Source organism: Paenibacillus sp. MDV22-iso6 (assembly GCF_058408365.1).
The window spans coordinates 57,716-83,076 of record NZ_JBZVDZ010000002.1 but is presented as its reverse complement, the minus strand read 5'-3'; the positions used below and the strand labels follow the sequence as shown (position 1 = coordinate 83,076).

19 protein-coding genes are annotated in these 25,361 nt (G+C 47.2%); 7 read left to right on the top strand and 12 right to left on the bottom strand.

The window, feature by feature from the left end:
* Positions 1-127: 127 nt before the first annotated feature.
* From AC4PM4_RS06640 to AC4PM4_RS06630, 3 genes are all read right to left on the bottom strand, one after another.
* Positions 128-964 carry a sugar ABC transporter permease gene (locus AC4PM4_RS06640; RefSeq protein ID WP_024628944.1) on the bottom strand — a complete coding sequence of 279 codons (837 nt, stop codon included), beginning with the start codon at positions 962-964 and terminating at the stop codon, positions 128-130.
* On the bottom strand, positions 961-2,316 hold the full coding sequence (locus AC4PM4_RS06635) for a carbohydrate ABC transporter permease (protein ID WP_063566014.1): 1,356 nt from the start codon (positions 2,314-2,316) through the stop codon (positions 961-963). Before AC4PM4_RS06635 ends, AC4PM4_RS06640 begins: the two co-directional genes overlap by 4 nt.
* A gap of 94 nt (positions 2,317-2,410) precedes the next feature.
* A complete protein-coding gene (locus AC4PM4_RS06630; protein ID WP_063566015.1) occupies positions 2,411-3,697 on the bottom strand; it encodes a sugar ABC transporter substrate-binding protein in 1,287 nt (428 codons plus the stop codon).
* 457 nt (positions 3,698-4,154) lie between these two features.
* Between AC4PM4_RS06630 and AC4PM4_RS06625 the strand changes: the two genes are divergently transcribed.
* The gene (locus AC4PM4_RS06625; protein WP_400347418.1) at positions 4,155-5,183 is read left to right on the top strand and encodes a LacI family DNA-binding transcriptional regulator; all 1,029 of its coding nucleotides are present in this window, start codon (positions 4,155-4,157) and stop codon (positions 5,181-5,183) included.
* A gap of 125 nt (positions 5,184-5,308) precedes the next feature.
* Here AC4PM4_RS06625 and AC4PM4_RS06620 read toward each other — a convergent pair whose 3' ends face one another.
* A complete protein-coding gene (locus AC4PM4_RS06620; RefSeq protein ID WP_064640518.1) occupies positions 5,309-6,067 on the bottom strand; it encodes an SDR family oxidoreductase in 759 nt (252 codons plus the stop codon).
* Between the two features lie 190 nt (positions 6,068-6,257).
* On the opposite strand from AC4PM4_RS06620, the gene AC4PM4_RS06615 reads away from it, so the two are divergent.
* From AC4PM4_RS06615 to AC4PM4_RS06605, 3 genes are all read left to right on the top strand, one after another.
* Complete coding sequence (locus tag AC4PM4_RS06615; protein WP_072735068.1) at positions 6,258-6,866, top strand: TetR/AcrR family transcriptional regulator; 609 nt, start codon at positions 6,258-6,260, stop codon at positions 6,864-6,866.
* A 167-nt stretch (positions 6,867-7,033) separates the two neighbouring features.
* The gene (locus AC4PM4_RS06610) at positions 7,034-8,074 is read left to right on the top strand and encodes a cupin domain-containing protein (RefSeq protein WP_491613149.1); all 1,041 of its coding nucleotides are present in this window, start codon (positions 7,034-7,036) and stop codon (positions 8,072-8,074) included.
* Between the two features lie 102 nt (positions 8,075-8,176).
* Positions 8,177-8,884, top strand: a complete 708-nt coding sequence (locus AC4PM4_RS06605) for a YoaK family protein (RefSeq protein ID WP_269054778.1) — start codon at positions 8,177-8,179, stop codon at positions 8,882-8,884.
* Between the two features lie 108 nt (positions 8,885-8,992).
* Here the strand turns inward: AC4PM4_RS06605 and AC4PM4_RS06600 are convergent, their stop codons facing one another.
* From AC4PM4_RS06600 to AC4PM4_RS06590, 3 genes are all read right to left on the bottom strand, one after another.
* Positions 8,993-10,132, bottom strand: coding sequence for a toxic anion resistance protein (locus AC4PM4_RS06600; RefSeq protein WP_491613148.1), 1,140 nt, complete (start codon positions 10,130-10,132; stop codon positions 8,993-8,995).
* An 81-nt stretch (positions 10,133-10,213) separates the two neighbouring features.
* Positions 10,214-11,902 carry a vWA domain-containing protein gene (locus tag AC4PM4_RS06595; protein WP_491613147.1) on the bottom strand — a complete coding sequence of 563 codons (1,689 nt, stop codon included), beginning with the start codon at positions 11,900-11,902 and terminating at the stop codon, positions 10,214-10,216.
* A gap of 12 nt (positions 11,903-11,914) precedes the next feature.
* Positions 11,915-12,646, bottom strand: a complete 732-nt coding sequence (locus AC4PM4_RS06590) for a hypothetical protein (protein WP_063566066.1) — start codon at positions 12,644-12,646, stop codon at positions 11,915-11,917.
* Between the two features lie 189 nt (positions 12,647-12,835).
* Between AC4PM4_RS06590 and AC4PM4_RS06585 the strand changes: the two genes are divergently transcribed.
* The gene (locus AC4PM4_RS06585) at positions 12,836-13,024 is read left to right on the top strand and encodes a hypothetical protein (protein WP_491613146.1); all 189 of its coding nucleotides are present in this window, start codon (positions 12,836-12,838) and stop codon (positions 13,022-13,024) included.
* Here the strand turns inward: AC4PM4_RS06585 and AC4PM4_RS06580 are convergent.
* Both AC4PM4_RS06580 and AC4PM4_RS06575 read right to left on the bottom strand, forming a co-directional pair.
* Complete coding sequence (locus AC4PM4_RS06580; RefSeq protein WP_488731065.1) at positions 13,007-13,573, bottom strand: Uma2 family endonuclease; 567 nt, start codon at positions 13,571-13,573, stop codon at positions 13,007-13,009. The two genes, AC4PM4_RS06585 and AC4PM4_RS06580, sit on opposite strands and share 18 nt — an antisense overlap.
* 82 nt (positions 13,574-13,655) lie before the next feature.
* Entirely contained in the window at positions 13,656-15,977 is a 2,322-nt protein-coding gene (locus AC4PM4_RS06575) for a beta-L-arabinofuranosidase domain-containing protein (protein ID WP_491613145.1), read from the bottom strand.
* Between the two features lie 194 nt (positions 15,978-16,171).
* Here AC4PM4_RS06575 and AC4PM4_RS06570 point away from each other — a divergent pair, with 194 nt between their 5' ends.
* Together AC4PM4_RS06570 and AC4PM4_RS06565 are read left to right on the top strand one after the other, a co-directional pair.
* Positions 16,172-16,939, top strand: coding sequence for an AraC family transcriptional regulator (locus AC4PM4_RS06570; RefSeq protein ID WP_143038109.1), 768 nt, complete (start codon positions 16,172-16,174; stop codon positions 16,937-16,939).
* 167 nt (positions 16,940-17,106) lie between these two features.
* Positions 17,107-17,616: a GNAT family N-acetyltransferase gene (locus AC4PM4_RS06565; protein WP_072735062.1), complete on the top strand. Its 510-nt coding sequence runs from the start codon at positions 17,107-17,109 to the stop codon at positions 17,614-17,616.
* Positions 17,617-17,806: 190 nt separating this feature from the next.
* On the opposite strand, the gene AC4PM4_RS06560 is transcribed toward AC4PM4_RS06565, so the two are convergent.
* The 3 genes from AC4PM4_RS06560 to AC4PM4_RS06550 all read right to left on the bottom strand — a co-directional run bounded on the left by AC4PM4_RS06560 (position 17,807) and on the right by AC4PM4_RS06550 (position 25,176).
* Positions 17,807-19,561 carry a methyl-accepting chemotaxis protein gene (locus tag AC4PM4_RS06560; protein WP_491613143.1) on the bottom strand — a complete coding sequence of 585 codons (1,755 nt, stop codon included), beginning with the start codon at positions 19,559-19,561 and terminating at the stop codon, positions 17,807-17,809.
* Positions 19,562-19,859: 298 nt separating this feature from the next.
* Complete coding sequence (locus tag AC4PM4_RS06555; protein WP_491613142.1) at positions 19,860-22,772, bottom strand: InlB B-repeat-containing protein; 2,913 nt, start codon at positions 22,770-22,772, stop codon at positions 19,860-19,862.
* 4 nt (positions 22,773-22,776) lie between these two features.
* Positions 22,777-25,176 (bottom strand): X2-like carbohydrate binding domain-containing protein, encoded by a 2,400-nt coding sequence (locus AC4PM4_RS06550; RefSeq protein WP_491613141.1) that lies wholly within the window; start codon positions 25,174-25,176, stop codon positions 22,777-22,779.
* Positions 25,177-25,361 lie beyond the last annotated feature (185 nt).

Below are 25,361 nucleotides of genomic sequence, written 5' to 3'. Positions count from 1 at the left end.
AAACAGCAGGCAGGCGCTTCCGGAGCAGTTCCAGCGATGAATGGAACCTCTCAGAAGCGCCTGATTGGTGGCCTGGGTATGTTCTACAGGCTGTCTATGCGATTTGGGTGTTTATCCTCTTATCCTTTTATCCTTTGGAGGCGCCAGAGGTCAGCCCCTGCACCAGGAAGCGTTGCAAGAATACAAACAACAACGTAATCGGAATAGCGATCAGTACCGCCCCGGCAGCAAACATCGTAAAGTTACTGTCCTGATAGCGGCTAACCAGATCCCACATTCCAACCGCAAGTGTCCAGTTCTCTTTTGTCCGAAGTACCAGCCGGGCAAAGATAAAGTCCATCCATGCACCAGTAAAGCTGGTTAAGGCTACATAGGTCAGCATCGGCCGGGACAACGGCAGAATGATGCTGGTGAACACACGCAGATGACTGGCACCATCAATTCGTGCTGCTTCATCCAAACTACGCGGGATGGTATCAAAGAACCCTTTGACAATAAATCCACCCAGCACGGCCCCAGACGAATAGACCAGAATCAACGCGGCATGAGTGTCCAGCAATTTGATCTGAAGCAAAATAATATAAATGGCAATCATGCTCATGAAGCTCGGGAACATCCCGAGGATCAGCATGGTGGATAGAATGGTCTTGCGACCGCGAAACCGGAACCGGGATAAGGCATACATGCCTAAAGTGACCATGAGCGTTGAGAAAATCATGGTGAAAAAGGCGATCTTCAACGTGTTCAGATACCATGTTCCATACATGAACGACGGGTTATTAAACAGTTCCCCATAATGGGCCAGCGTGAACGCTTCAGGCCACAGACGTTCACTGAACAGAGCCGCACCTGGACGCAGTGACGAGAGAAATATCCACAAGACGGGATACACCGATACGATGGCAATGATGACCAGCAGCACATAGCTGATCGTCAGACGCATGGGATTATTGCGCTTTTTCATTGAATCATGTCCTCCTCCTTGAACGATTTGGAACGACGGAAATTCCAGATGGAGAACGACGCAATAATCAGGAAAATAATGATACCGACCGCCGAAGCCATATTGAACTTGTTGTTATCCAACGTCAGTTTGTACAACCAGGTCACGAGAAGATCGGTTGATCCCGCATACTGATAATCACCACGCAGCGGATTACCGTTCGTCAACAGGAAGATGACATTGAAGTTGTTGAAATTCCCGGCAAATTGCATAATGAGCACCGGTGTTGTAGCGAACATGATAAAAGGAAGCGTAATGATGCGGAACTTCTGAAAGCCAGACGCACCGTCTACCTCAGCCGCTTCATACAAATCCCGTGGGATCGCCGTCAATACGCCCAGTATGAGCACCATGCTGACCGGGATTCCGATCCACATGTTTACAATGACGACTGTAACTTTTGCCCAGAATGGATCGGTTAACCATGGCAACCCCTCAAGGCCAAAAGCCTTCATATACGTATTAATGGGACCAAACTGTCCGTTGAACAGGTTACGCATCAGAAGCAGTGAGATAATCTGCGGAATGGCATACGGAAGAATGAAGATCGTCCGCCACAGCTTTTTGAAACGAATACCCTTCTGCTCGATGAGAAGTGCAACCAGCACCCCACCAAAATACGTAGTCACCGTTGCCAGAATGGCCCAGATCACGGTCCATGTTAATACTCCAAAGAAGGTATGGCTCCACGATTTAAGCTGAATTAGATCCGTAAAAGTCTTGAAACCGACCCAGTCCACCAGCTTGGCGGGCGGAATATGATCCGGTGCCGAGTAATTGGTAAAGGCCAGGGTAATCGTAAATAAAATCGGCATAATGGTGAAAAACAGGATTCCGAGCGCAGGGATGGATAGGAAAAGATACGGAAATTGTTTATCGAGCAGATATCTCAGGGAAGCAGAAGCTCCAGTGGCCTGCTTGCCTTCCTCTCTTAATTTTCCCGTGATGTACGCATCCCGAATATTGAAAATATATAGAAGAAGAAAAACGAAAAATACCAAAAGTACTATGATTCCGTTGAGCAGCAAAAAGATGGAGTGGTCGCCCTGTTGCAGCACCGTTGATCCATTGACCTTGACGAAACGCTGCGTCTGCTCGCCCAGCGTCCATACTCCCCATACAGCCTGATTCAAACGGGGAATCAGATATGCGAGTCCTACTCCCTCTAGGATCAGAAAACAGATTCCCTTAATCCATTGACGGTTATACAACTGTCCAAGTCCTTGCAGGACAAGGGACAACACAGCCGCTGTCATGCGATGCTGTCTTTCTCGATTCGGTTTAACAGTGACTGGAACATGCTGTTGTTTCATTCATTCCTACTCCTTCCCGGCAAGCGAAGTTACCGATCAGTTATAGCAGAGTGCAGAGGACATGTTGACTTCCTCTGCACCTGCTCTTTCTTTTTTATTGGACAGTTGCAAGGCTCTCCTTGACTTGTTTGACTGCGTTATCCAGAGAGGTTTTCACATCCTTGCCTCCATCCCATATGTCGGTAATTGCCGCGCTGATGGGACCCCATACGCTATCCATGGCAGGAAGTGAAGGCATTGGGGTGGAGTTGTTGAATTGCTCAAGGAATGCCTTCGTGATTTCATCCCCTTGAATCTTCGGATCTGCCGCCACGTCTTTATTGGCTGGGAGAGTGCCGTTCATCTCAAAGTTGACCATCTGGGATTCGGCACTGGAGAGATAAGCTGCAAACAACTTGGCAGCATTCGGATAGGTTGTAAATGCATTGACGTAATATGCCTTGACTCCAGAGAAGGAGGTCATCGGTTTGCCTTCAATCGCCGGAAGTGGCGCAACACCGAAGTCAATGCCAGCATTGCGATAATCGGCGATGGACCAAGGTCCGTTAATATCCATGGCCAGTTTCCCGCTTGAGAAGAGACCTTTCTTGATGTCATAGTTCACATCGCCCATCTTCACAGGCAGTACTTCCGATTTTAGCGTTTGCAAGAACTGACCGCCCTTGATGGCTCCCTCATTGTTGAGGCCAATATCCTCGCTGTTCATGCCTTCATCACCGAAGATATATCCGCCCTGGGAAGCCAGATAAGCAAAGTTGTAATAGAACTGCTGTAGCTCCCACATCAGAGTGTACTTGTTGTTTTTGGTGTCATTAAAGGTTTTGGCAAAGCTGATAATGTCATCAAATGATTTCGGTGCTTCGGGATAAAGCTTTTTGTTGTAGAACAACGCATAGGTTTCTACGCTGTAGGGATAGCCGTATAAGATGTCTTTGAAGGTTACGGCTTTAACCGCATTGTCACTAGTGGATTGTGTAGTCTGTTGCTCAAAAATATCGTTCGGCAAAATCAGTCCAGCTTCTGAAGCGCTGCCAATCTTGTCATGTGGGAAAACGACCACATCCGCAGCCAATCCCGCGGGTCCGTCCGTAGTGAGCTTGGTCACTTGATCCGTCGGCGGCAATTCCTCGATTTTTACAGAAACGCCGTATTTCTCTTCAAATTTCTTCGCCCGTTCTTCAATAAAGCTGCGCTGATTTTTATCCTCCCATATGACAAGGCTTGCGCCCTCTTCTGGCTGAATATTTTCCGCGGTTACTGTGGTTTCTCCAGTCTCACCGCTGTCTGTTGTGGTTGGCGCAGCGCCTCCACCTCCGCTTGAACACGCGGTAAGTGTGAGTGCCATGAATCCTGCAAGTGCTGCTTGCTGCCATTTTCTCATTGAATTTCCCCCTTTTCGTAGTCATGATCGATGCTGTACTCGCGCTTTTCACCCGTTTTTCTGTGTACTGTTCCGGTATTCCGAAGTTCAGCTTATATCCGTTTGAACGTAATACAAACGTTTGCTCACATTAACCTCAGATGGGTACAATCCTTATGTAATCGGGATGAATTTTCTAGGAAGTATGTTGATTCAAGTCATGTAAGCGCTATAATAACAATCACATCATACAATAGCGAACTTTATTTGCACAAACGTTTGCACAAGTCATTTTCGTCCATTTTCCTTCACTTTTATGGATTATGTTCCTGTAATTTCCGATTTGCTTGATCTCCCGCCGTCTTCCTTTGTTTTGCTTTCCCCTCTTCACCATGATGCAGTTAGCAATTGATTTATCGAAGTCTTTGAATTAACATAGGAGACATGTTGAAATGCTTGTACAGAAGGGATTTTTCACATGATTACAATCAAAGATATTGCCAAATTGGCGGGTGTATCCCCTTCTACGGTCTCACGGGTTATTTCCAACCATCCCAGAATCAGTTCGGAAACGTCACTCAAAGTGAAGCAAATCATGAAAGAAATGAATTATCATCCAAATATGATGGCCAAAAGCCTTGTTTCCAAAACGACTCAAACCCTGGGTATCATGCTGCCCCGACCTGCTGAAGAGCTGTTTCAGAACTACTTTTTCGGAGAATTGCTTCGGGGAATCATTACGCATGCCACCCGCATGAATTATGAACTTCTTCTCTCCACCGAAACGTCTTCCAGCGATGAGTTGAATGCTATATCCCGCCTGGTACATGGGCGACGCGTGGATGGTATTTTGCTGCTTGGCTCCAAAAGGGAAGATCCGATTATTTCGTTTTTGGAGGCGGAAAAGTTTCCTTTTGTGCTGATTGGCCGTAGCGAAACACATCCCGATGCACCGATGGTGGACAATAACAATGTACAAACAGCATTCGATGCAACCACACATCTGATTGCCCAAGGGCATAAACGAATCGGATTTGTTAGCGGACCACCAGATTTGACGTTGTCTCATGATCGCATGCTCGGATACAAAAATGCGCTTGAAGAAGCCGGTCTTGATGCTAACAATGACTGGATCGTGGAAGGAGAATTCCTGCAGGAAAGCGGCTTCCGGGCGATGTCCCTGTTCATGTCGCTACCCGACAGACCAACCGCCCTCGTTGTCATCGACGACAATGTTGCCTTTGGCGTGCTTCGCGCTCTGGCCGAGCTGGGATATAACGTTCCTGAAGATATAAGTGTTGTGAGCTTTAACAATATTGCTTTATCGGAACTTGCTTCGCCGCCGCTTAGTTCCATTGATATCGGAACTTATCAGCTGGGCTATACTGCGGTTCAGGTATTGTTAAAAATTCTAAACGGTGAACACCTGCCTCAGAATCCAGTTATTATTCCGCACCGCTTGATTGTTAGGGATTCGTCCCTATTTACGTTATCCGGGAACGCGTAGACATGTTTGTGCAAACGTTTGTCCTATTGGCCTAATGTTCCACATTCTCGCCTGTTGTGGACATGCAAAAAGAAGCCCATACACTGGTATGAGCTTCTTTGCATATTTCAGTTATGGACGACGGATTAGTATGAACTCCATCCTGCATCTGCCGTTACAACTGTTCCGTTCACGAAGCTGGATTCGTCCGATCCAAGGAACAGGGCCACCTGTGCAATTTCTTCACTTTTACCTGCACGCGGATTGATCGCCATTCCCAGCTGTTGTCTGCTGGCACCGAAGTGGTTAATGTTTGTCATTGTGGAAGCAATATTGGTTTCAACCCCACCCGGAGCAATTGCATTACAGCGAATACCTTGTTGAGCATACATGAAGCCTGTATTTTTAGTGAATCCCACAACTGCATGTTTGGAAGCCGTGTAAGCCGCGCCTGCACGTGCACCATGCAATCCGCCGGCTGAAGCGATGTTGACGATAACGCCTTTTTGTTTTTCCAGGAAGATTGGCAGCACTTTGCGGGTAGCACGCATGACACTTGTTGTGTTGATTGCAAAGATACGCTCCCACTTGTCATCCACAATGTCACCAGCTGGTTCCATACTGTCCATAATGCCTGCATTATTGACCAGAATGTCCACGGTTCCATATGTGTTAACTGTCGTATCGATCAGGTTCTGAATATCTTCTTCCTTCGCCACATTCGCAACCACAAACGTCGCTTCTCCACCATTTGCCTTGATATCCTCAGCCACCGCCTGCGCTGAGGCTTCATTGATATCCGATACAACCACCTTAGCACCTTCTTGCGCGTACAGTGTTGCAATTGCTTTGCCCATGCCAGAACCCGCACCTGTTACTACAGCCACTTTATCTTGAAGTCTCATGTTGTATCATCCTCCATGTATTCGTTTACAATAAGTTAACAAACAAATGTTCATTAACTCTTATCCTTAGTATAATAAGTCATAGCATTCCTGTTCAATCAGTAAAAGCTTGCCCAATTGTACGTTAATCAACACTTCTAATTCCGAATGTACTTTATCTTAAAATACCTATTTACGAGGAGTACTGCATATGACCGAAATTCCGAGTTCCATGGATCGAAGAATCAAGAAATCCAAAGCGGCGCTGAAGGATGCCCTCATTCAATTAATGCAAAAGCAGTCATTCAAAGAAATATCCATTACCGATATTGTGCAGCTGGCAGATCTGAATCGGGGAACCTTTTACAGACACTATCAATACAAAGAAGACCTGTTCAATGAGATCATCGATGACATCATTAAGGATCTGGTCTTATCCTATCGTGAGCCCTATCTGGATAAAGAAATATTTGAAGTAAGTCATATGCCCTCTTCTGCAATCAAAATTTTCGAACATGTGCATCAGCATGCGCAATTCTACACCCTTGTCGTTAAATCGGAGGCATCGTCCAATTTTCAGCAAATGATCTGCGATGTTCTGCGTGACCTTGCTCTTCAGGACCTCAACGAAATATTTCCGTCCCATATCAATCGCGAGCTGCTGGCAAGTTATCAATCCCATGCGATCTTTGGCATGATTATTGAATGGATTCGGCAGGAATTCAAGCATAGTCCCACTTATATGGCAGATGAGTTATTTAAAATCATTAATTACAAACCTGGAAATGTAGCGTATCACACCTCGTATAAGGCACCCTAAGTACAATATGTACACACAAATCAGCATAAAGTTTGAATGAAAGTCTCTCTTTTGCCTCATATTAATCAGGAATAAATTGAATAGTTTCGCAAAATATGGGTAAAAGATATGAACGCCATATTTAACTATTTACATGTGTACCTAATATAATATGAGGAGGAATCATGATGACATCTTTCAAATATCGGCTTGAACAAAAAGAACCCCGTACGGGCCCAGGCGGTATTACCCGCGGTGCTTCCGTTCGGGATTTTCCTGCGTCCATTGGAATAGCGGGCGTATCCATGCGCCTCGAACCGGGAGGCATGCGTGAATTGCACTGGCATGCCAATGCGGCAGAATGGGCTTATGTGATCAGCGGCTCCTGTCGCACCACTGTCATTCACCCGGACGGAAATGCGTACACCGATACATTTGAGCCAGGAGATGTATGGTATTTTCCACGTGGTTACGGACACTCCATTCAGGGATTGGGACCGGACGAATGCCATTTTATTCTGATATTTGATAATGGTGATTTCTCGGAAGATCACACGTTCAGCATTACCGATTTCCTGTCTCATACACCGAACAACATTGTTGCCCAGAATCTTGGAATTACCCCAGAGCGTGCAGCGAAGCTGCCTCAGGGAGAAGCGTATTTTGTCAAAGGGCCTGTCCCTAATGACAGCTCCTCTTCTGGAACCTATCGCCGCAATTCTGAGCTGACGACTCCCCACCGATACCCGCTGCATGCCAAACAGCCCAGACGTGCACCAGGCGGCGGAACCCAGCGCACGGTTACTGTCGAAGATTTCCCCATCTCCACCACGATGGCCGGATCATTGATCGAGCTGCAACCAGGCGCATTACGAGAAATGCATTGGCATCCCAACGCCGACGAATGGCAGTATTACATTAGCGGCACTGCCGAAATGACGGTATTTCTGGCAGAAGGTCATGCGGTGACAGAGCAATTCGAAGCAGGCGATGTGGGCTATGCACCGATGGGTGCAGGTCACTATATCAAAAATACGGGAGATGAGGTCTGCCGTGTGTTAATTGGGTTCAACAGCGGACACTATGAAGCTATTGATCTGAGCGAGTGGCTCGCAGGCAACCCGGATGATGTGCTGTCCACTAATCTGGAAATGTCCAAAGAGGAAGCCGCACAACTTCCGGATGATACTCTTTTTATCGCTCCGGACCCGAATAAACTGAAGTCATAGTCCAACCACTACCGGTACCTATTGAATATAGGTTTGGGTTAGTGATCCTTCTGTTATATATCACGAAACCACTCCAGTATCATGGAAAAGGGGTTGGACATCATGGCTTCTGCTTCCGATTCGACCAGTGATCGCAAACGTGTGGGACATACCGTAGAACGACTGGAGCCGGGTCTTTCCCGGCTTCTACTGTCATGTGTACTTGTGCTGATCTCCGGTTTCATTGATGCCGTCGGCTATCTGCAGCTGGGGAAAATCTATCTTTCTTTCATGAGTGGTAACAGTACCAAGCTTGGTATCGCGCTATTTGAAGGAGACTCCGCTGTATTAACGAATATAGGTCTGGTCATTTTTTTATTCGTTGTAGGCGCCTTTATCGGTACGTTGATCACAGATCGATCGGGAAAATGGAGACTGGCGGGCATCTTGGGCTTTGAATCCCTGCTGTTTGCCGGCGCCATTGTATTTTTGCTATTCCTCCATACCCAGAGTGTGCTTTTCCCGATTGCCATCGCCATGGGCATGCAAAACACCATGCACCAGATGGTTGCTCATGCTGATGTGGGCAAAGGATTTGTGACAGGCACATTATTCGGTATTGGACAGGCACTGGCCAAAGCCGTTCGGGGTAAGGCTCCTGCTTCCGAATGGGCAGTACTCGCCCTGTCCTGGGTTATTTTTGTGATCGGTGCAGCTCTGGGAGCATTGCTATTAACCCAAGGAAGCCTGCTGCTTGCCCTGATAGCTTCACTGGCTCTGCTTCTTCTGCTGATCCCCTACGTCCTCCATGTTCAACGTGATTTGACCTAAGCAGCAGAAAGGCAAAAAAAAAACGGTCGAACCAGATCTTATCTGAGTTCAACCGTTTTTTGAGGTCATGCATGGAACTTCCTTGTGTTCTTCTAACTGCCCTTCAAACTACAGCCCCAGCTTCTGCCCTTTCTCCAACCGCTGAATCTGCTGCTCCCCGGTATCCGCCAGTTCACGGAATTGATTAATAGTTTCCCGCATCCGTGGCAAAGCCTCCTGCTTATAGAGACTGATGGAGTCGAGCGCGGAAAGCACATCTGTGAAGGCCTGCTTCATCGTATCAACGGAAATGCTGGCCTCATAAGCTTGCTTCTGGATGGCAATGCCCTGATCTTTCAGCATTTTGGACGTACCTGCGATCAGGTCGTTGGTCGTCCGGTTAAGCAGTTCAATTTTCTGCAATACAATCTTCTGATTGTACAGTGCACTCGCAACAGTGACGGCAATTTTCAATGCCGAGATCGTTACATTTTTGGCCCGATCCACACCGCGGATCAATTCCTTGTTGTTGCGAATGACAACTTCAATCGCCATGATGCCCTGCTGGTTCACCACCAGCATTTGCTGTAAATCCATGACCCGCTGACGTAGCGGGAACAGCACTTCTTCGGTAATGAAGCGAACTTTCTCCGGGTCCTCATTACGCACCTTGGCGGCTTCGATCTGTGCGTCAATCGACTCATCCATCAGCACCCCAAGCTGAATTTCCTTTTGCAGTCGTTTGGTGAGCTCCCGAAGATTTTGCTGTTCAATTTCCAGTGTTGTATTGTCGTTTCTCAAGGTCGCTCTGCCTTTATCCAGCGAGGTCACAATATCGGCGATGACCGCGTCAGCCTTCTGGTATTTCAGGAAATACGCCCGCAGCGGATTGAACAATTTGCCAAGGAATCCGGTCTTGGCGAAATCGACCACGCTGGGGTCCAGATCCTTCAGTTGTATATGCAGCTCGGTCAAGCCTTTGGCGACCTGACCGCCCTCGTCTCCCGTCTTGGACAGATGTCCAACGGAGACTTGAAGCAACGCGTTTTTCTCGGAAGAGGATCTCATCGTATTCATGCCAAAGCCATCAATGGATTGCAGAATCTCCTTGCGTTTCTCCAACGATTCGAGATCCAGTGTCATGATCATCTCCACGTTGGCATTTGCGACTTGCTGCAGCTCCGTCACCTCGGCAGGTACGGGCTTTATTTCCTCCTCAATCACCTTCTGAATTTCCTTCTGGCTAGGTATCTCCATCGAAAACGACATCCAAGTTCCCCCTTCAATTACGTGCTATACAAAATGGAATAATGTACCTTACATTAGGTCAATTTGAGTGCAATCCCCGTGCTACATCTGCACGTTGAACAGGTTACCGATTTTGTATACAACATCGTCTGTATCCGCGTTAATGCTCGCCGCTTCGTTAATGCTGGAGATGCTCTCCAAAGCTTTAATGTCCGCGTTATAACCAATCGTGTAGATCGGCACTTTGTACGTTTCGACCAGATCACGAATATCCTTCAGTGTATGACCTTCATTGGTTTCTCCATCACTTAGGACAAAGATCAGTGGCTTCACATTTGGATCAGTAGCCATATAATCTTCCAGCATCTTCATCGCCACGACGATCCCATCAAAGGTTGCCGTACCGCCACCCGCTTGCAGGCTATCCACCGTACCAACAAACATCGACTGCTGATTCGTATCATACTTGGCAATCGGCAGGTTCACAGTTACTCCACTAGAATAAGAGACGAGGCCGATACTGTTGTCTGTGCCAAGAAACTTCTGGCCTTTGCGCAATGATTCCTTGAGTCGGTTCAGCGGTTCGCCGTCCATACTCCCGGATACGTCGGTTACAAATACGGCGGCAATCGGTTTACTGCCGTTCTTTTTCTCTTTCCATACTTTCTGAGCGGACAACAAGGTGCCACCATCCACTGTGTTCAATTCGGACTTGTAATCCTGCAAACCGTTGAAACCGAATTCCTCAGCCGATTGCTGATACTTCGCTTGGGTTACGAATTCCGCATACTTCTTAATGATCTCTTGCTTGTTCTGCGGCAGTTGCCCCAGTGCATACAGCGGGCTGTCATGTCTTACGCCAAAAGGGGTAAAGACATATCCACTTTTCAGATCTGCGGTGTTTACGTAAGTCTGGTACTCCAGTACAAATGCGTCCAGTCGCCCTGACTTGGCTGCCTCACGCATCTGAATGGTTGTGGACGCCGTAAACGGTACGTTCGCTTGGAACTTCTCAAAACCCTCAATCGCTTTCTCACCAAGCGGATTGGAGCTGTCGTATGTGTTGAGTGCCGTCACGAGAAAGTTCAGCCCCGTGGAGCTGGCGAACGGATCGGTGTACCCCATCGCGAGCTCATTGTTGGCAATCGCTTCGGTCACGGTTTTTACATTAACCGATCCGTACGTGTCGACCAGCGCATCATATTTGGCTTTCGAGATGACGATACCAGGAACGTTCCCCACCAGTCTTTTGGATACCAGGTCTGTCTTTACTCCGCTTGCAGCTACCATCTCGCCCCATAACTCATTCGAGGGAGTGTACGCATCAGGCACATATTTACCAGACTTAATATAATCAGCAGCCGTACCGGATGCGATATTACGTAATTTCACTGAAACCTGTTTGCCGCCAACGGTAATGTTAGCCTTGTTGAACTCTTCGGTGACCTCGGTCAACCAGCCATCTGCTCCGGTTCCCGCCTTTTCAATGGAAGAAAAGATCTCTATATAATCATTCGTTGTATTCTCGACCGTGATCGGAAATTTGGAGATGTCCGGCAGTGATTCAGCCACATCCACCGGATCGAGATCAATCTGTCCCTTCACAGGTTCAGCCGTTGCCGGCGCAATGTCCGCATACAACTTGCCTAACTCTTTGCCTGCATTCTCTGTCGTTACCTGTGTACTGGATTTACCAACGTTCGACGTCAGCGTAATCCCTGCATATACGAGGCCAAACACGAGTACCAGCATCACGATCGATATGAAAAAAAACTTTCCCTTCTTAGCCATACGTACAACCCCTCACTGTCTGTATAATTTGGTGTGCTTGATTAATTGGTCAATTTCTTGCATACATGGCATTTGTTCAATATCTCCTGCTTCAAAGCTGTCCAAGCGGGAGATTTCCAGCATCAATTGGTCAAGCTTCAAAAGAATTTCCTCATTGGTATGAAGCGAGTTTTTCACATAGCTCAGATAGTCGTTATATACTTTGGTCTTTTCCTGAAAGAGCTTTTGGGGAAGTGTAGCGGATTTGGACTTCATCAGGCTGGCGTACTCCGCTTCATCGAACACATTGAGTCGGTTAAGTACACTTCGGATGTTGAGGTATAACAGCTTCTCCACCTCGAGGGTGACCGAAGCAAATTTCTTGTAACTCAGTTCCCCTGGATCAAATCGCTGATTCAACACGTTCAGGAGGGTTTCTTTCTTTTTCTTCATGCGGCTTAGTTGAGATAATCCCAATGTGATATCTTCCTCAAGTACTTTAATTCGTCGATAAAAGGATAACGCTTCCACATAATCTTCATGGGTTTCGATATTCTTCACAGGCAAGACTACCGGCTGTCTGAACAATAAAGTGTAGCTTCCATAGAAAAGAGCCATCACGCTACCGAACAGAAATGTCACCGAGAGCGCTGTTGTAAATGCTCCCCCGCCAAACTCCAGTCCGATGAATCCTGGTGAGAACAATAGAACATTCATGACCACAACGCCGAAGATCAGCCCCAGCAGTTTTATGTACTTTATCATGTAAATCATCAGACCTCCTTTCGCGCTATGTGTTGAAGCTTTATGTCGATATTTACCATTGGAACTTTATTTCATTGTACATGATGTTGCCGCATTCGGGTGGATTAATATGGATATTCATAATATACGTGGCTTGGGCTTATCCCATTTCATCTTTAGAGGGACAACGCGGATAAGATTTTGTAACCTTTGGGAACCGAGCCTGGCGCCCTTGAACAATCGGTGGCGGAAAAAGAAATGTTATCAGGTAATACGTGGAAATTTGCAGTACGTGTCATTTTTTATATAGGGCTTATTCGATACGATAAAAAGCAAAAACACCCCGACGCCAGCGCCGGAGTGATGATGATATTGTCAGATCTAATTCAGCTTGAATAAATTCCGAAGCGGAATCTCCAGTTCCGGATATAACACCGATTGAATCGTTTCTTGCTCCGTGTACAGATGACGGTTCTGGTAACTGCCTTCTTCCAATGTATACACATGAACGGTCTGATTGCCAGGGTCAACAATCCAGTATTCATTCACACCGTATTTCTGATACAGATTAAACTTCTCGTTAAAATCCTTCAGCGCAGTTGAAGGAGAAAGTACTTCTATGATTAGAGACGGCGCACCTTGACAGCCGTTTTTGGTTATTTGGTCTTTGGAACAAACCACCGATAAATCCGGTTGGACAACATGATCAGGTACGTCATACTGTTCATTCTCGCTGAAATACACGTCAAAGGGAGCAACAAAGACGATACATTTCCGATTCTGAAAAAAAGCACGCAAGGAGAAGTGCAGCTCACCCACAATAAACTGGTGTAATGAGGTGGGGGCTGGAGACATATTGAAAGCTTTGCCGTTAATTAACTCCCAAGTCCCCTCCCAAGTTAACCAATCCTGAAAACTATAGATGCCTTTATTATCCGGTTTTGCCACACTTCCATCCTCCTCTTTTACCTAATCAGCATTTTACTATTATTATACCATTGTGTTTGCCCAATTTCATACAATGCCTCTTTTACGAAAAGATAGATTCCGGTTTGCTGCGCGTTGTACGTACCTCCACCACTTTTCCGGCACATCCGTTGTCGTCCAACGCTTGGAATGCAACTCGCACACTGTCTTTACCTGACGTAACCATCTGAGGGATGTCATAGGTAACGAAGAACACTTCACCGATCTTGTTCATATGAATCCGCTGTTCACCGACCACATTTCCATCGACGGCGATACTAAATATTCTTTCATGCCGTGTTCCTTCCCGTTCAAAAGGAGAATGATCCCCGCCCCAGTATGCCACGCATACATAGTTCGGTGCAGAACCATCCACCGCCAGCTGGTAGCTGAAGTAAGCCCTGCTGACACCAAAAGCTTCCCGCCACATATGGAGCTTATTGCGGCTGTCTGTATAGGAACCGTTATGATGTTCTGCACGGCAATTGCTATCCAGATGATGTCCAATCTCATCCTGCTGACCGTCAGGCTGCACCCTGTCGATGGTGATATCATTCAATTCCTTCTCAAGCGCATCCCCTTCATCGTTGAACGGCCAATAGACCGTATAGAACTCATGATGTACATCATAGAACGGGATCAGCCTAACTGGGTTGCCGTCCGATGTAACATCCTTGCTGATCTCAAACGTTAACGTACTTGCGTCTACAAGCTTGATCCATTCACGCACATCCTCCTTCTCTGTCCAAATTACAGGTAAAGGTGCGGTTTTGGGATTCAGTGCCGTTTCGTCCACGATGGTATCCTCGGGCAGCCCTTCGCTTCCCAAAGACCCTGCCAGCACAATCGGACCGTACAGGAATGCCACTTTGTGTGCATCGTCCCTGGACGTGTATTGGTGGAGCGACATCGGCAGCGTGATGGTGATGACATCGCCAGCGGTCCATGTACGCTCGATGTCGAGGTATCCGGGTTCCATCCGGGTATGCGGATGGGCCGTATCCCCGTTGACCGTTGCCGTCATTGGCTCCTGTAGCCATGAGGGCACACGTAGTCTAAGATTGGCCGAGGCGCTGCCTTCGGTGATCGTAAGGGTTACCTTTTCCGAATAAGGAAAGTCGGTTTCGAGCTTCAGCGACATGCCTTGGGATCTCCAGTCCAACTGGGAAGCAATATACAGGTTAACGTACAGATCCTGCTCATCCTCGAAATAGATCGCCTCGGCGTATTTGCCCGGGTTCTCCATGCCAGATCCTGTACAGCACCACCAGGCGGTATCGTGAGTACCGTAGATTTTGTAGTGGCCTTGCAGTGTTGATGCAAAATACGTTTTGTTGCCTGTGTCCGGGTCCTGTGTGCCCAGGATATGGTTGTAGATCGCATTTTCATAATAGTCCATGTAGGCACTGTCGGGATTCCATGTGTAGAGCTGCTTCGTCAGATGCATCATGTTGTGGGTACAGCAGCTCTCTCCGGTTTTGATGCCCAGACTCTCCATGCCTTTCGCTTCATAATGCTCCGAAATGCTCGTAGCACCAAATACATAAGACCGATGATGGATCGTAGTGTCCCAGAAAAACTCCGCCGCTGTCCGGTAGCTCTCGTGATTATGATCCTGATTGTATATTTCGGCTGCACCGATGACTTTCGGAATCTGCGTATTCGCATGTTTGCCCTGAAGATCGTCCTGCTTGTGCTCCAACGGTTCGAGGATCAATTGATGTGTGAATTTTTTGGCTATCTCAAGATATAAAGATTTCCCGGTGATTCCATACAAATGTGCAAACACTTCGTTCATACCGCCGTGTTCACATAGAAGCATGACCTGCATCTGTTCTTCTGTCATCGGGCTTAGACCGTCCACCGCCCAATCCGCAAACCGTGTTACCACCTCAAGAGCCTGTTGATTGCCCGTTAATTTGTAAGCGTCAATCAGACCACGATAGATTTTGTGCACACTGTACCAAGGCACCCAGTATTCGCCGATGTTAAAACCACCAATATGCTCTGCCCGAAATGCAATACGGAAAGCTTCTTCGGACAAGCCGCCGACATACCCGCTGCCCGTTGTCAGCTGAATGGATGCAAGCTCGTTGACGGCATAATCCAGCGTTTGCTTTAACGTTTCATTACCTGTCGCCTGATAGGTCACTGCCAAGGCAGACAGATAGTGTCCAAGGGAATGCCCGCTAATCGAGCGCGCCTCCCAACCCGCGTATCGTTCCTTTTTCTTCGGTAACCCATGGGCCTCAAAACATGGTGCCAGAAAACGATCAATGTCCAGTGATAACAAATACTTTTCTCCAACTTCCTGTGACGTTTGAAAAACGCCATTTAACAGATCTACATGCTCAGGTCCCAGAAATCCCTTTTTGGTTTCAATCATTCTGCTCGCTCCTCCTCGGTATGTAGTGGATATTTAGAAGTGCTTATATAATTGTACAAAGGGTAAAATCCGTGTTGAAATTCATGTGTCCCTTACGAACTTTCTTCATACAGGCCTTGAATATCCTCATATTATCAAATAAAATACAACTACATCAGACTCATAATCCAAGAAAAGGTGGAGAAATCCGTCCTATGCAAAAGCCATTGGAACATTACCTGTGCGGCAAGTTCATAACCGAAGGCAATTGGAGTCATATGAAGCGCAGCATGCCTGTTCACGAGGTCATTTTGATGTTGGAAGGCGAGATGTACATTGCGGAGGAGGACGAGCAGTTCGTGGTTCGTGCAAATGATCTGCTGTTTCTGAGAGCTGGACGCACCCATTACGGCTATCAGGTTAGCGATGCTCCCGTCAGCTTCTACTGGGTTCATTATGATTCGATTGAGAAAGAGTTCGACCAGTATCCCACCCATGCGACTATTCAGGTTCCGTCCACCGCCAATCAGCTGTTCAAGCAATTGCTGCATAGTTCATCGTTCTCACCGGAAGAAGCAGACGCGGCATTGCTGCTGCTGCTCAAAGAACTGGAACGCAATACACAGGCGGGTTATCGACCGCACAATGCGATCGTTGACCACATCTGCAAGTGGGTGGATATTCATCTGCATACCGACATTACGGTTGGTAAGATTGCCGAGACTTTTAATTTTAACAAGGACTATATCTCCAAAATGGTGAAACGTGAGAAAGGCATTGGGCTCAAAACCTATATCCTCACGGAACGGATTCGCCGGGCCAAGCAGATGCTGCTCAATACCAATGCCAGTGTGAAAGAAATTGCGGGGCAATGCGGTTTTTCGGATTACAAACTTTTCCTGCGCATGTTCAAACAATACGAAGGCAATACACCCACCGAATATCGCAATAATTTGTATTCCACACAGCTCAATCGCCTATAATGAACCTTATACGTGCGAACCTTGGATGTGCTTGTGCGGATTATACCAACTCATAGAATTTCATGAGTCATATATAGAAAATTTGAATTAATCCAGTACCATTGGGTGTGATACAATTCAAGTCAACTATATCTCTTATCAAACCAAGATCAGAAGGAGAACTTGAGATGACTACGGCAGTAAAGATTCATCCCGCTACAGAAGCTGACCATGAAGAAATTGTACATATTCTCATTGAAAGTTACTCCGAGTACCGGGACACGTTCCAAACACAGGAACAATGGGAACATTATTTGAAGGACATTCGGGAATCGCCGAGCAATCCTTATATTAAGCAATTATGGATTGCCAAAATTGATAATCAGATTGTCGGAACGGTGCAATTGTTTGAGACAGCGCATAAGGCTTACCCGAACTTCGAGTTGCCTATTGATTATCCGTTTATTCGACTGTTGGGTGTTGATCCCAAGTGGAGAGGTCACGGTATTGCCAGAGAATTGCTTCAACAATGTGTTGAGTCTGCTAAAGACATGGGCAAAAATACGGTGTATTTATATACGGGCGGCCAGATGGTCAACGCCATCCGATTATACGAGCGTTTCGGTTTTGTAGAAGACCCGGAATTCAGTTCCGAGAGTGGTGGGGGCAAAGCAATTTGCTACCGTTATGATTCATAATTCTCGCAAATGGTAATAAGCACGGATAACACAAAAAGGGATGCCCATAAGTCATTAACATGACAGAGGGTATCCCTTTTCAGCGTTATTCTGAGCTAAAGAATCGGAATCGAGCAGCAAATGCTATTCGCTCCATTTTCCACACTATTAACAGCCGATTTCCACCAGAATTTTTGCATGGCTCTTGTCGTCATACCTTTACTTTTCTTACAGCTTCGCTCATCTCAATCGTTTGCTGCCTCAGCAGGGTGGACGTTTGTGCCACCTTCCGGAACATGCTCGACTGCTCCCCTGTTAAGCGATAAATGTCATCTGAATGATCTGAAACGCCGGATGAAATTTGCGAGATGGTGTTGACCGATGCTGCCGCTTCCTCGGAACCCGCCGATATCTCTTCCGCTGCTGCGGAAACCTCCTGGATACGACGTGTCACCACTCGAAACGCCTCAACCATATGCGTGAAGGCAAGCTCTGCTTCTGCTGTGCTCGTCACCCCCTGGCCGATCTCTTGGGAGGTAACATCCATCTGTGTTCCAATATGCTCTGACTCCTGTTGAATGCTGAGCAACAAATCCGATATCGTCTGCACAGATGTGCCTGAAGCCTCCGCCAATTTTCGTACTTCATCCGCTACAACGGCAAATCCCTTCCCATGCTCCCCTGCATGAGCGGCTTCAATTGAAGCATTCAGCGCCAGCAGCTTAGTCTGACTCGCAAAATCCCGCACCGTATGAAGCGCACCGCCGATTTGCTGCGAGAAGTTGTTAAGCACTTGGACCATGGCTACAACTTCAGCAGATACAGCCGAAATGCTCTCCATCTGTTTCTTCATTTGCGTCATGCTCTGCTTACCTGATTGTGCCGTAGCAAGTGCAGTTGTTGCAGCGTCGGACACGGCTGTAGAGGACTCTGAAATATCGGTAATGCCTTTTGCGATCTCTTCCATCGCATTAGCGCTGTCGCTAGCACCTTGCTTCTGGGTATGTGCTCCCTGTCTGATCTGCTGCACGGACTGGTCAACGCTCTTGTTCATCTCAAGCATGTCTTCTGCATCACGATTGAATTGCTCCGTTGATTCCGCGAGAATATCGGTGGTTACCGAGACACCCGCCACCATTTCGCCGATCATTTTATTTAAGTCCCCAGACATATGAATCATCGCCTTGAATGTGCTGCCAATCTCATCCTCACTCTGCAGCCGATAGGCTGTCAGGATTCGGTTCGCTTCCGCCAGCTCACCTTGCGCCATTTGTTCGACGCTTGCCTTCAACGGTTTCAGCGGTCGCAGGCCTCTTACGATGAACCACAATACAACCGCGATGCCTGCAATCGTGATGAACAACAACAGGGCATATAATGGAATGCTTGACTTCATAATATCTGACTCAATACTTCCAATGACCGACACAGCCGTATCAATTCCAATCACACCTGTCAAAGCTCCATTACTGTCCAAAATCGGAGCGTATGAGGAAATATATTCGCCATACTCCTCATTATGAATGATAGGGGAACTGGCTGTTTTCCCTTGCTGGAGCTTTTGGACTGCATCACCTGGGATATCCGTCACTTCATTGATCGGTGATGCTTTATCTACATCTTTCATGCCGTCCACCATAATGAGAGGCGTGCCTGTATCGTCTATTTTCACAAAATACACATACATCGCACCGATGCTCACACGAAAATCATCCAGCTCATTACGAATCTTCAAGAACGCGTCATTTTCCTTGGGATCTTTGGCAAATTCCACATACGGCTCTGCATCCAGCTGTTTCACATAACTCTCGGCAATTTGAATATTATAACTCGATATGGCCTCCTGCGCGGCTAGCTTCATATTCGCCAGCTGAAGCAGCATGCTTCCCGCAGATATAATCACAATGACCAATGTAACAATGGCAACAATGCGAACAACCAAACGTTTCTTGAAAAAACCGACCATCCAATCCTCTTCCTCTCACACCTGTATGTAAGCCTTTTCGACTACGACTACCCAAAAACTACATGCTTGAAGCACTATGTAATGTGAAAATAGTATATGAAGTTGTCGAATTAGGCAAGAAAATATCGGGTCACCCACAGGAAGATGATTTCCAGATAACGGCCTTCTCCGAGTCTAATGCTTTGTCCCTTTCCTAATCAGAATGCCATTCATCGATAAACAGACAAAACCAGCTCTCACTTCCACCTTAATCGGAAAAGAGGCTGGTTTTGAACTGTCTTAATTTTTTCGATTAACTTTAGATAGAATCGCCGTTATTGATCAACTTGGCCTTGATCAAAAGTCTCTGAACAATTGCCGCAGTTTCGGCCCGAGTAAGCTTGCCTGTCGGCATCAAACCTTCTTCTGAGCCCTCCACAAGTCCGTTATTCACAGCTGTGGCTACTGCCGACTTGGCCCAAGAAGAAATCGCCGTCTGATCTGCAAACGGAGATAGCACAGACTCCACATCTGCCCCTTCCGTTTCAATCGATGTGAGTTTCATTGCCCGGGACATAATCACCAATGCTTCCTGACGACTAATCGTCTGAGCAGGCGCAAATGTCTGGTTCTGGTAGCCTTCGATCAAACCGTATTCCACAGCCTTCGCAACAGCTCCTGCATACCATTCGCTGGACTTCACATCTATGAATGTGGTTTGGCTTCCATTGTCCGCCAATCCCAGCGCGCGCACCATAATCGCTGCGAATTCCGCCCGTGTAATGACCGCATTCGGATTGTAATGATTCTCATCTATCCCCTTGATGATCATTCGTGAAGCCATATCGTTTACAGCCTGTTTCGACCAATGACCTTCTACATCCGCGAATGTCTTTGGATGCCAGATCAGCGAGTAGTCGCTATTGGTAAGGCTGTTCACGACCGCATAATATTTCCCTTCTCTAGCCGTGATGAACGTAGGCACATGACGAACACTGCCGTCTGGATTGAGCACCGTAGCCGTTGTCACCCTGCTTGGATTAAGACCTGCGGGAAGTGGAATTTCTCGTTCCACATAACTGCTGAATTGTTCTACGTTTACCGTTTTGCCATTGTAGGAAGCCGTTACATTAAAAGTGACTGGTGGAGCTACAACAGCATAGTTTCCTTGAACAGCTGCCTTCTCTGCAAGAAGGACCGTAGCCTCATCACTCTTGGCAATCTCTACACGAACGACAATGTCGGACAGTTTGACCTGTATCCCAAGTGTCGAGGAAATCTTGTCGATGGCTATTTGCCCTGCAGGAAGTTTGTAGATTCCGCCTGGCGTTTGAACCTCCAAAACGGCTTGCTTGGTTTCCATGCTCTTCACAGCATCGCCAGTCAATACCACCGATACCTTTTCCACATTAGTAGTCACGGGAATGACTACGGTGGACTTGTCTGCTGCTTGCTTCAGCTGATCAACCAGTTTGGCTTGATCGACTGTGACCCTCAGTACAGTCTTACCGTTCTCTTTAGTGAGGGAACCTGTCGCAATCTGATCTTTCAAGACACCATCGACGATGATTTGCAGACCAGCAGGTTTCTCAACTGTTGTTGTGCTTGAGTTTGTTGAAGGCGCACCAGAGTTATTTGAATTGTTGGAAGTACTACTCGTCCACTTTGCGTATAACGTCACATCAGATATTACTTTATCCGTTGCGAAGTTCCACACATTCGTTACCGCTACTTCCTTATACCATCCCGCAAACATAAAGCCAACCTTTGTTGGTTCTGTCGGAGCACTTATCGTGGTGCCACTGTTCACCTGGGTAAGCCCAGGAACTGTGCTACCTCCCTGCGAATCATACGTCACTGTGTATTGCACCGGTCCATCATTAACCGTAACCTTACCAGGCATCAGTGTTTTTTCCATTCCAACCGCGAACGAGTTAGCTATGGAGAAATGGCTCAATTCTTCCGTTTCTACTGTTAATTTCTTGCTCCCTGTTGTTGCTCCACTTTTGATCTTGAAGCTGACGGTGAACAGTTTTTCTCCCGATGCAATCGGTGTGTCACCTGCATCGCTGTCTGCCCACATCGCTTTCAACCAACCTGCTACGTTATCGAAGTTGGAGTCGAAGTTATTGCCCGTTTCCCCTTCAATCTTCGTTACTTCCAACGCTTCTGTATCAAAATCAATTTGTATTCCATAGGCTCCGATTCCATATGTTGAGTTGGCTACGGAGACAGGTACTTTTACCGTAGTTCCGGGCGTTCCGCTCACCGAGCCGATCTGAATCTCTGCTGCATGACGCTTCCATATTGCGTATAGCATCACATCGGACGTTACCATATCCGTTTCGAAGTTCCAGGAATTTGTGCCAGCTTCTTCTTTGAACCAGCCTGCAAAGGTATAACCGGCCTTCGTCGGCGCTGGCGGTTCGCTAATCGTCGTTCCACTACTCACATTGGCAGTGCTGTCAATAACGCTGCCTCCCTTTGAATCGAACGTAACGGTATATTGTGCCAACTGAACAGCCGTCCATGTTGCGTATAGCGTCACATCGGACGTTACCCTATCTGTTGCGAAGTTCCAGACATTCGTGCCTGCTTCCTCCTTGAACCAGCCTGCGAAGGTATAACCGGCCTTTGTCGGCGCTGGCGGCTCACTGATCGTTGTGCCGCTGCTTACATCTGTAATGCTGCCAACGGCGCTACCTCCCTGTGCATCAAACGCCACAGTATGCTTTACAGCATTAACCTGAATTTTGCCCATTTCAACCGTTGTCGACGAAAGTGTCCCCCCTTCATAGAGATTGTGCGTAGGTACACTCAGCGTCAGTTCTCCAGGCTGTGCGGTATCCTTGATCTTGAAATGAAGAGTGAATACCTTCGCTTCATCAAAAATCGAGTAGTTCACCAGATCAGCTTGTACATTGATAGTCCCATCACTGGAGAAATCCGAATTGAAGCTATCTCCATTTAAACTCACACCTAGATTATTCGTAATTTCATTTCCAGTCACAAGTTCCAACGAAGAAGTGTCAAAACCAATCGAAATATCGTATTCGTTGATGATAAGATTCGGTATCAGGTATACCTCCACGTCAACGGTATCTCCAGGGTAGCCTTCACCACCACTCACCTTCATCGAGTTAGAAGCTGGTGCACCAGCGCTGACAAACGTACCAAAAGGCAAGATCATACTAACCGTCAGTAAAATCGATATTAATCTCTTCCAAAGCATAAAATCAGCCCTTTCCTGCGGCAATGGCGAGAATCGCTTTTATATCCGCTTCGTCCCATTGTCCGTCGCCATTCATATCGAGCGCTTGCAACTGCTCCGGCGTCAGCGTGATCTTGCCCTTAATATGCATTGTCAACAACAGCGCATCAGCAGGCGTAACTACACCATCCCCATCCGCGTCACCCATGACAAACGACGTGTAATGCGCCGTGTAGGTAACATCCGCAGTTATCTTAGTAGCCGCTACCTGCTGACTGCTGAACTTCGTAACTCCACCGTCACTGCTCCATCCTGCAAATCGGTAGCCGCTTGCAGGCGTCACTGTCGGAACTGCCACCGGATGCCCACCAATTGTCACCTGTTCACTCGTTCCGCTGATCGTGCCATGAGCGCCTGATCCGTAGCTGACAGTAGCAACTTGCGGTGTCGTATCACGAATTGAAATGTCCAGCGTCTGGGATGTTCCTGCGCTGAACGTGAAATTCAGACTTGTCGTCCCTACTACTTGTGTCGCTAGATACGCCTTTTTGATGGTAACTATATTACCGCTAACTGTGTAGTCCTCGCCTGCAGTCAATAAGGATGCCTGATTATCAATACCGGTTAACATGTTTCCGTTCAACGTCAGCGTAACATTCACATTGACATAACCCGCTGATGTAGTATTTTTGTCGAAGTTTTCCTCCAACGGATTGATCATGCTGTTTGCTTCCACTATTTTCTTTAATATAATGCCATCTTGCCCAACCACCACAAAGGTATTGTTACCATAGCCTACACTGTTAAGCTCTTCCTGCCTGTCGCTCGCTTGAGTTGTCCAATTCGTACCATTCGTTGATGTTAAGAGTAACCCACTTTTTCCTGCCGCTATAAAAGTTCCATTGCCATAACCCACGCCATTAAGCGTGTTCGCTGTCCCGCTTGCTTGCACGACCCAATCCATTCCGTTGACAGAAGTCAGGATTGTCCCGGACTCACCAACTGCCACAAACTTTCCACTTCCGTAGCTTAATTTTTTCAGATTCACCTGGGAACCGCTCGTTTGGAGCGTCCAGTTCTCCCCGTCAGGCGAAGTTATAATCGTTCCTCCCACCCCCACCGCCACAAACCGATCATGTGCGTATATCGTATCATTTAGCGTATTCGATGTAGGACTCGTAATGGAGGCCCAGATTACTCCGTCAGCCGAAGTCCAAACTTTACCGGCATTACCTGTCGCTACAAACTTCCCAGCCCCATAACTCAAGCCATATATAGCATCTGTCCAGGTTGACGCCCTGTTTGCCCAGACTGTTCCGTCCGTCGAAGTAAGGAGTGCCCCATTAAACCCCACCCCTACGTAAGTGTCATTACCATACTCGATATTTGTTAAACCAACGGAGGAGTCGATCAATTTTCTGTCCCAGAATGTACCGTCTGTAGAGGAAAACAACTCTCCGTAAGGACCGACCGCTACAAAATGGTTATTAATGAAACTAATTTCTCTGATGGCTTGCCTGGAGCCTTGAAGCCGATTCGTCCATATCGTCCCATCTGCCGAGCTAAAGAGGGCTCCCCGAATGCCCACTGCCACAAATTTGTTGCTGCCATAGACAACACCGTTAAGATTATTGCCCGTGCCGCTAGTCTGCACTTGCCAGCTACTGGCTGAATCGGAAGAAGTGTACACCTTACCACCATGTCCTACCGCCACGAACTTTCCGTTGCCATAGCTGACATCAGAAAAGCCCTCTGAAGCGGAACTACCTTTATTTTTGCCTATTGCCCAGGTCCATGATGAATCCGAGATAGATTGCGAATATACGATAGCTCCCTGGTTATCAACTGCCACGAAGCGGTTGTTCCCATAAGTCACGCCGATATATGAATCTCCATTGGTGCTGTTGTACGCCTTCCAGGACACTCCATCTTTCGAGACAATCCTCGTACCAGATAAACCAACAGCAACAAACCAGTTTCCACCATAGGTTACGTCCCAGAGATAGCCCGTTGCGCTACTGGTTTGGCTAACCCAGGTGGAACCATCACTTGACAGCAGTATTAATCCCGCTTCTCCTACTGCCACAAATTTGCCGGCACCAAAAGTAACACTCAACATATTGGTATTCCCCACCTTTTGACTTTGCCAGGTCACTCCATCGGTTGAGGTGAGAACCGTTCCACTGCTTCCCACTGCCACAAATCTCCCATTGCCATATACAACGCTATACAAAGTGAATAACGTATTGCTCTTGGGACTCGCCCAGCTTACACCGTCTGTGGAAGTAACAATCGTTCCATACTCGCCCACTGCCACGAAGATGTTATTTCCATAGGCCACCGTGTTCATCGTCTGAGACGTCGGCAGAGGACTTCGAAGTTCCCATGCGGACGACTCGGCTATTGCATACTGCGGAACCAGCATTCCTACTATTAGGAACGCTAATATCACCGAGATCCATTTTCTGAATATCATCATTTTTTCTTTCACTCCCCCTCATTTTGCTCCCATCCCAAATCCGTTGACCGCTGTCCGATATCTATCAATCAACAGCATTAGTCTAGCAAATTACTTCTCAACATTTTCACAACATTCCACCCATAAAACGA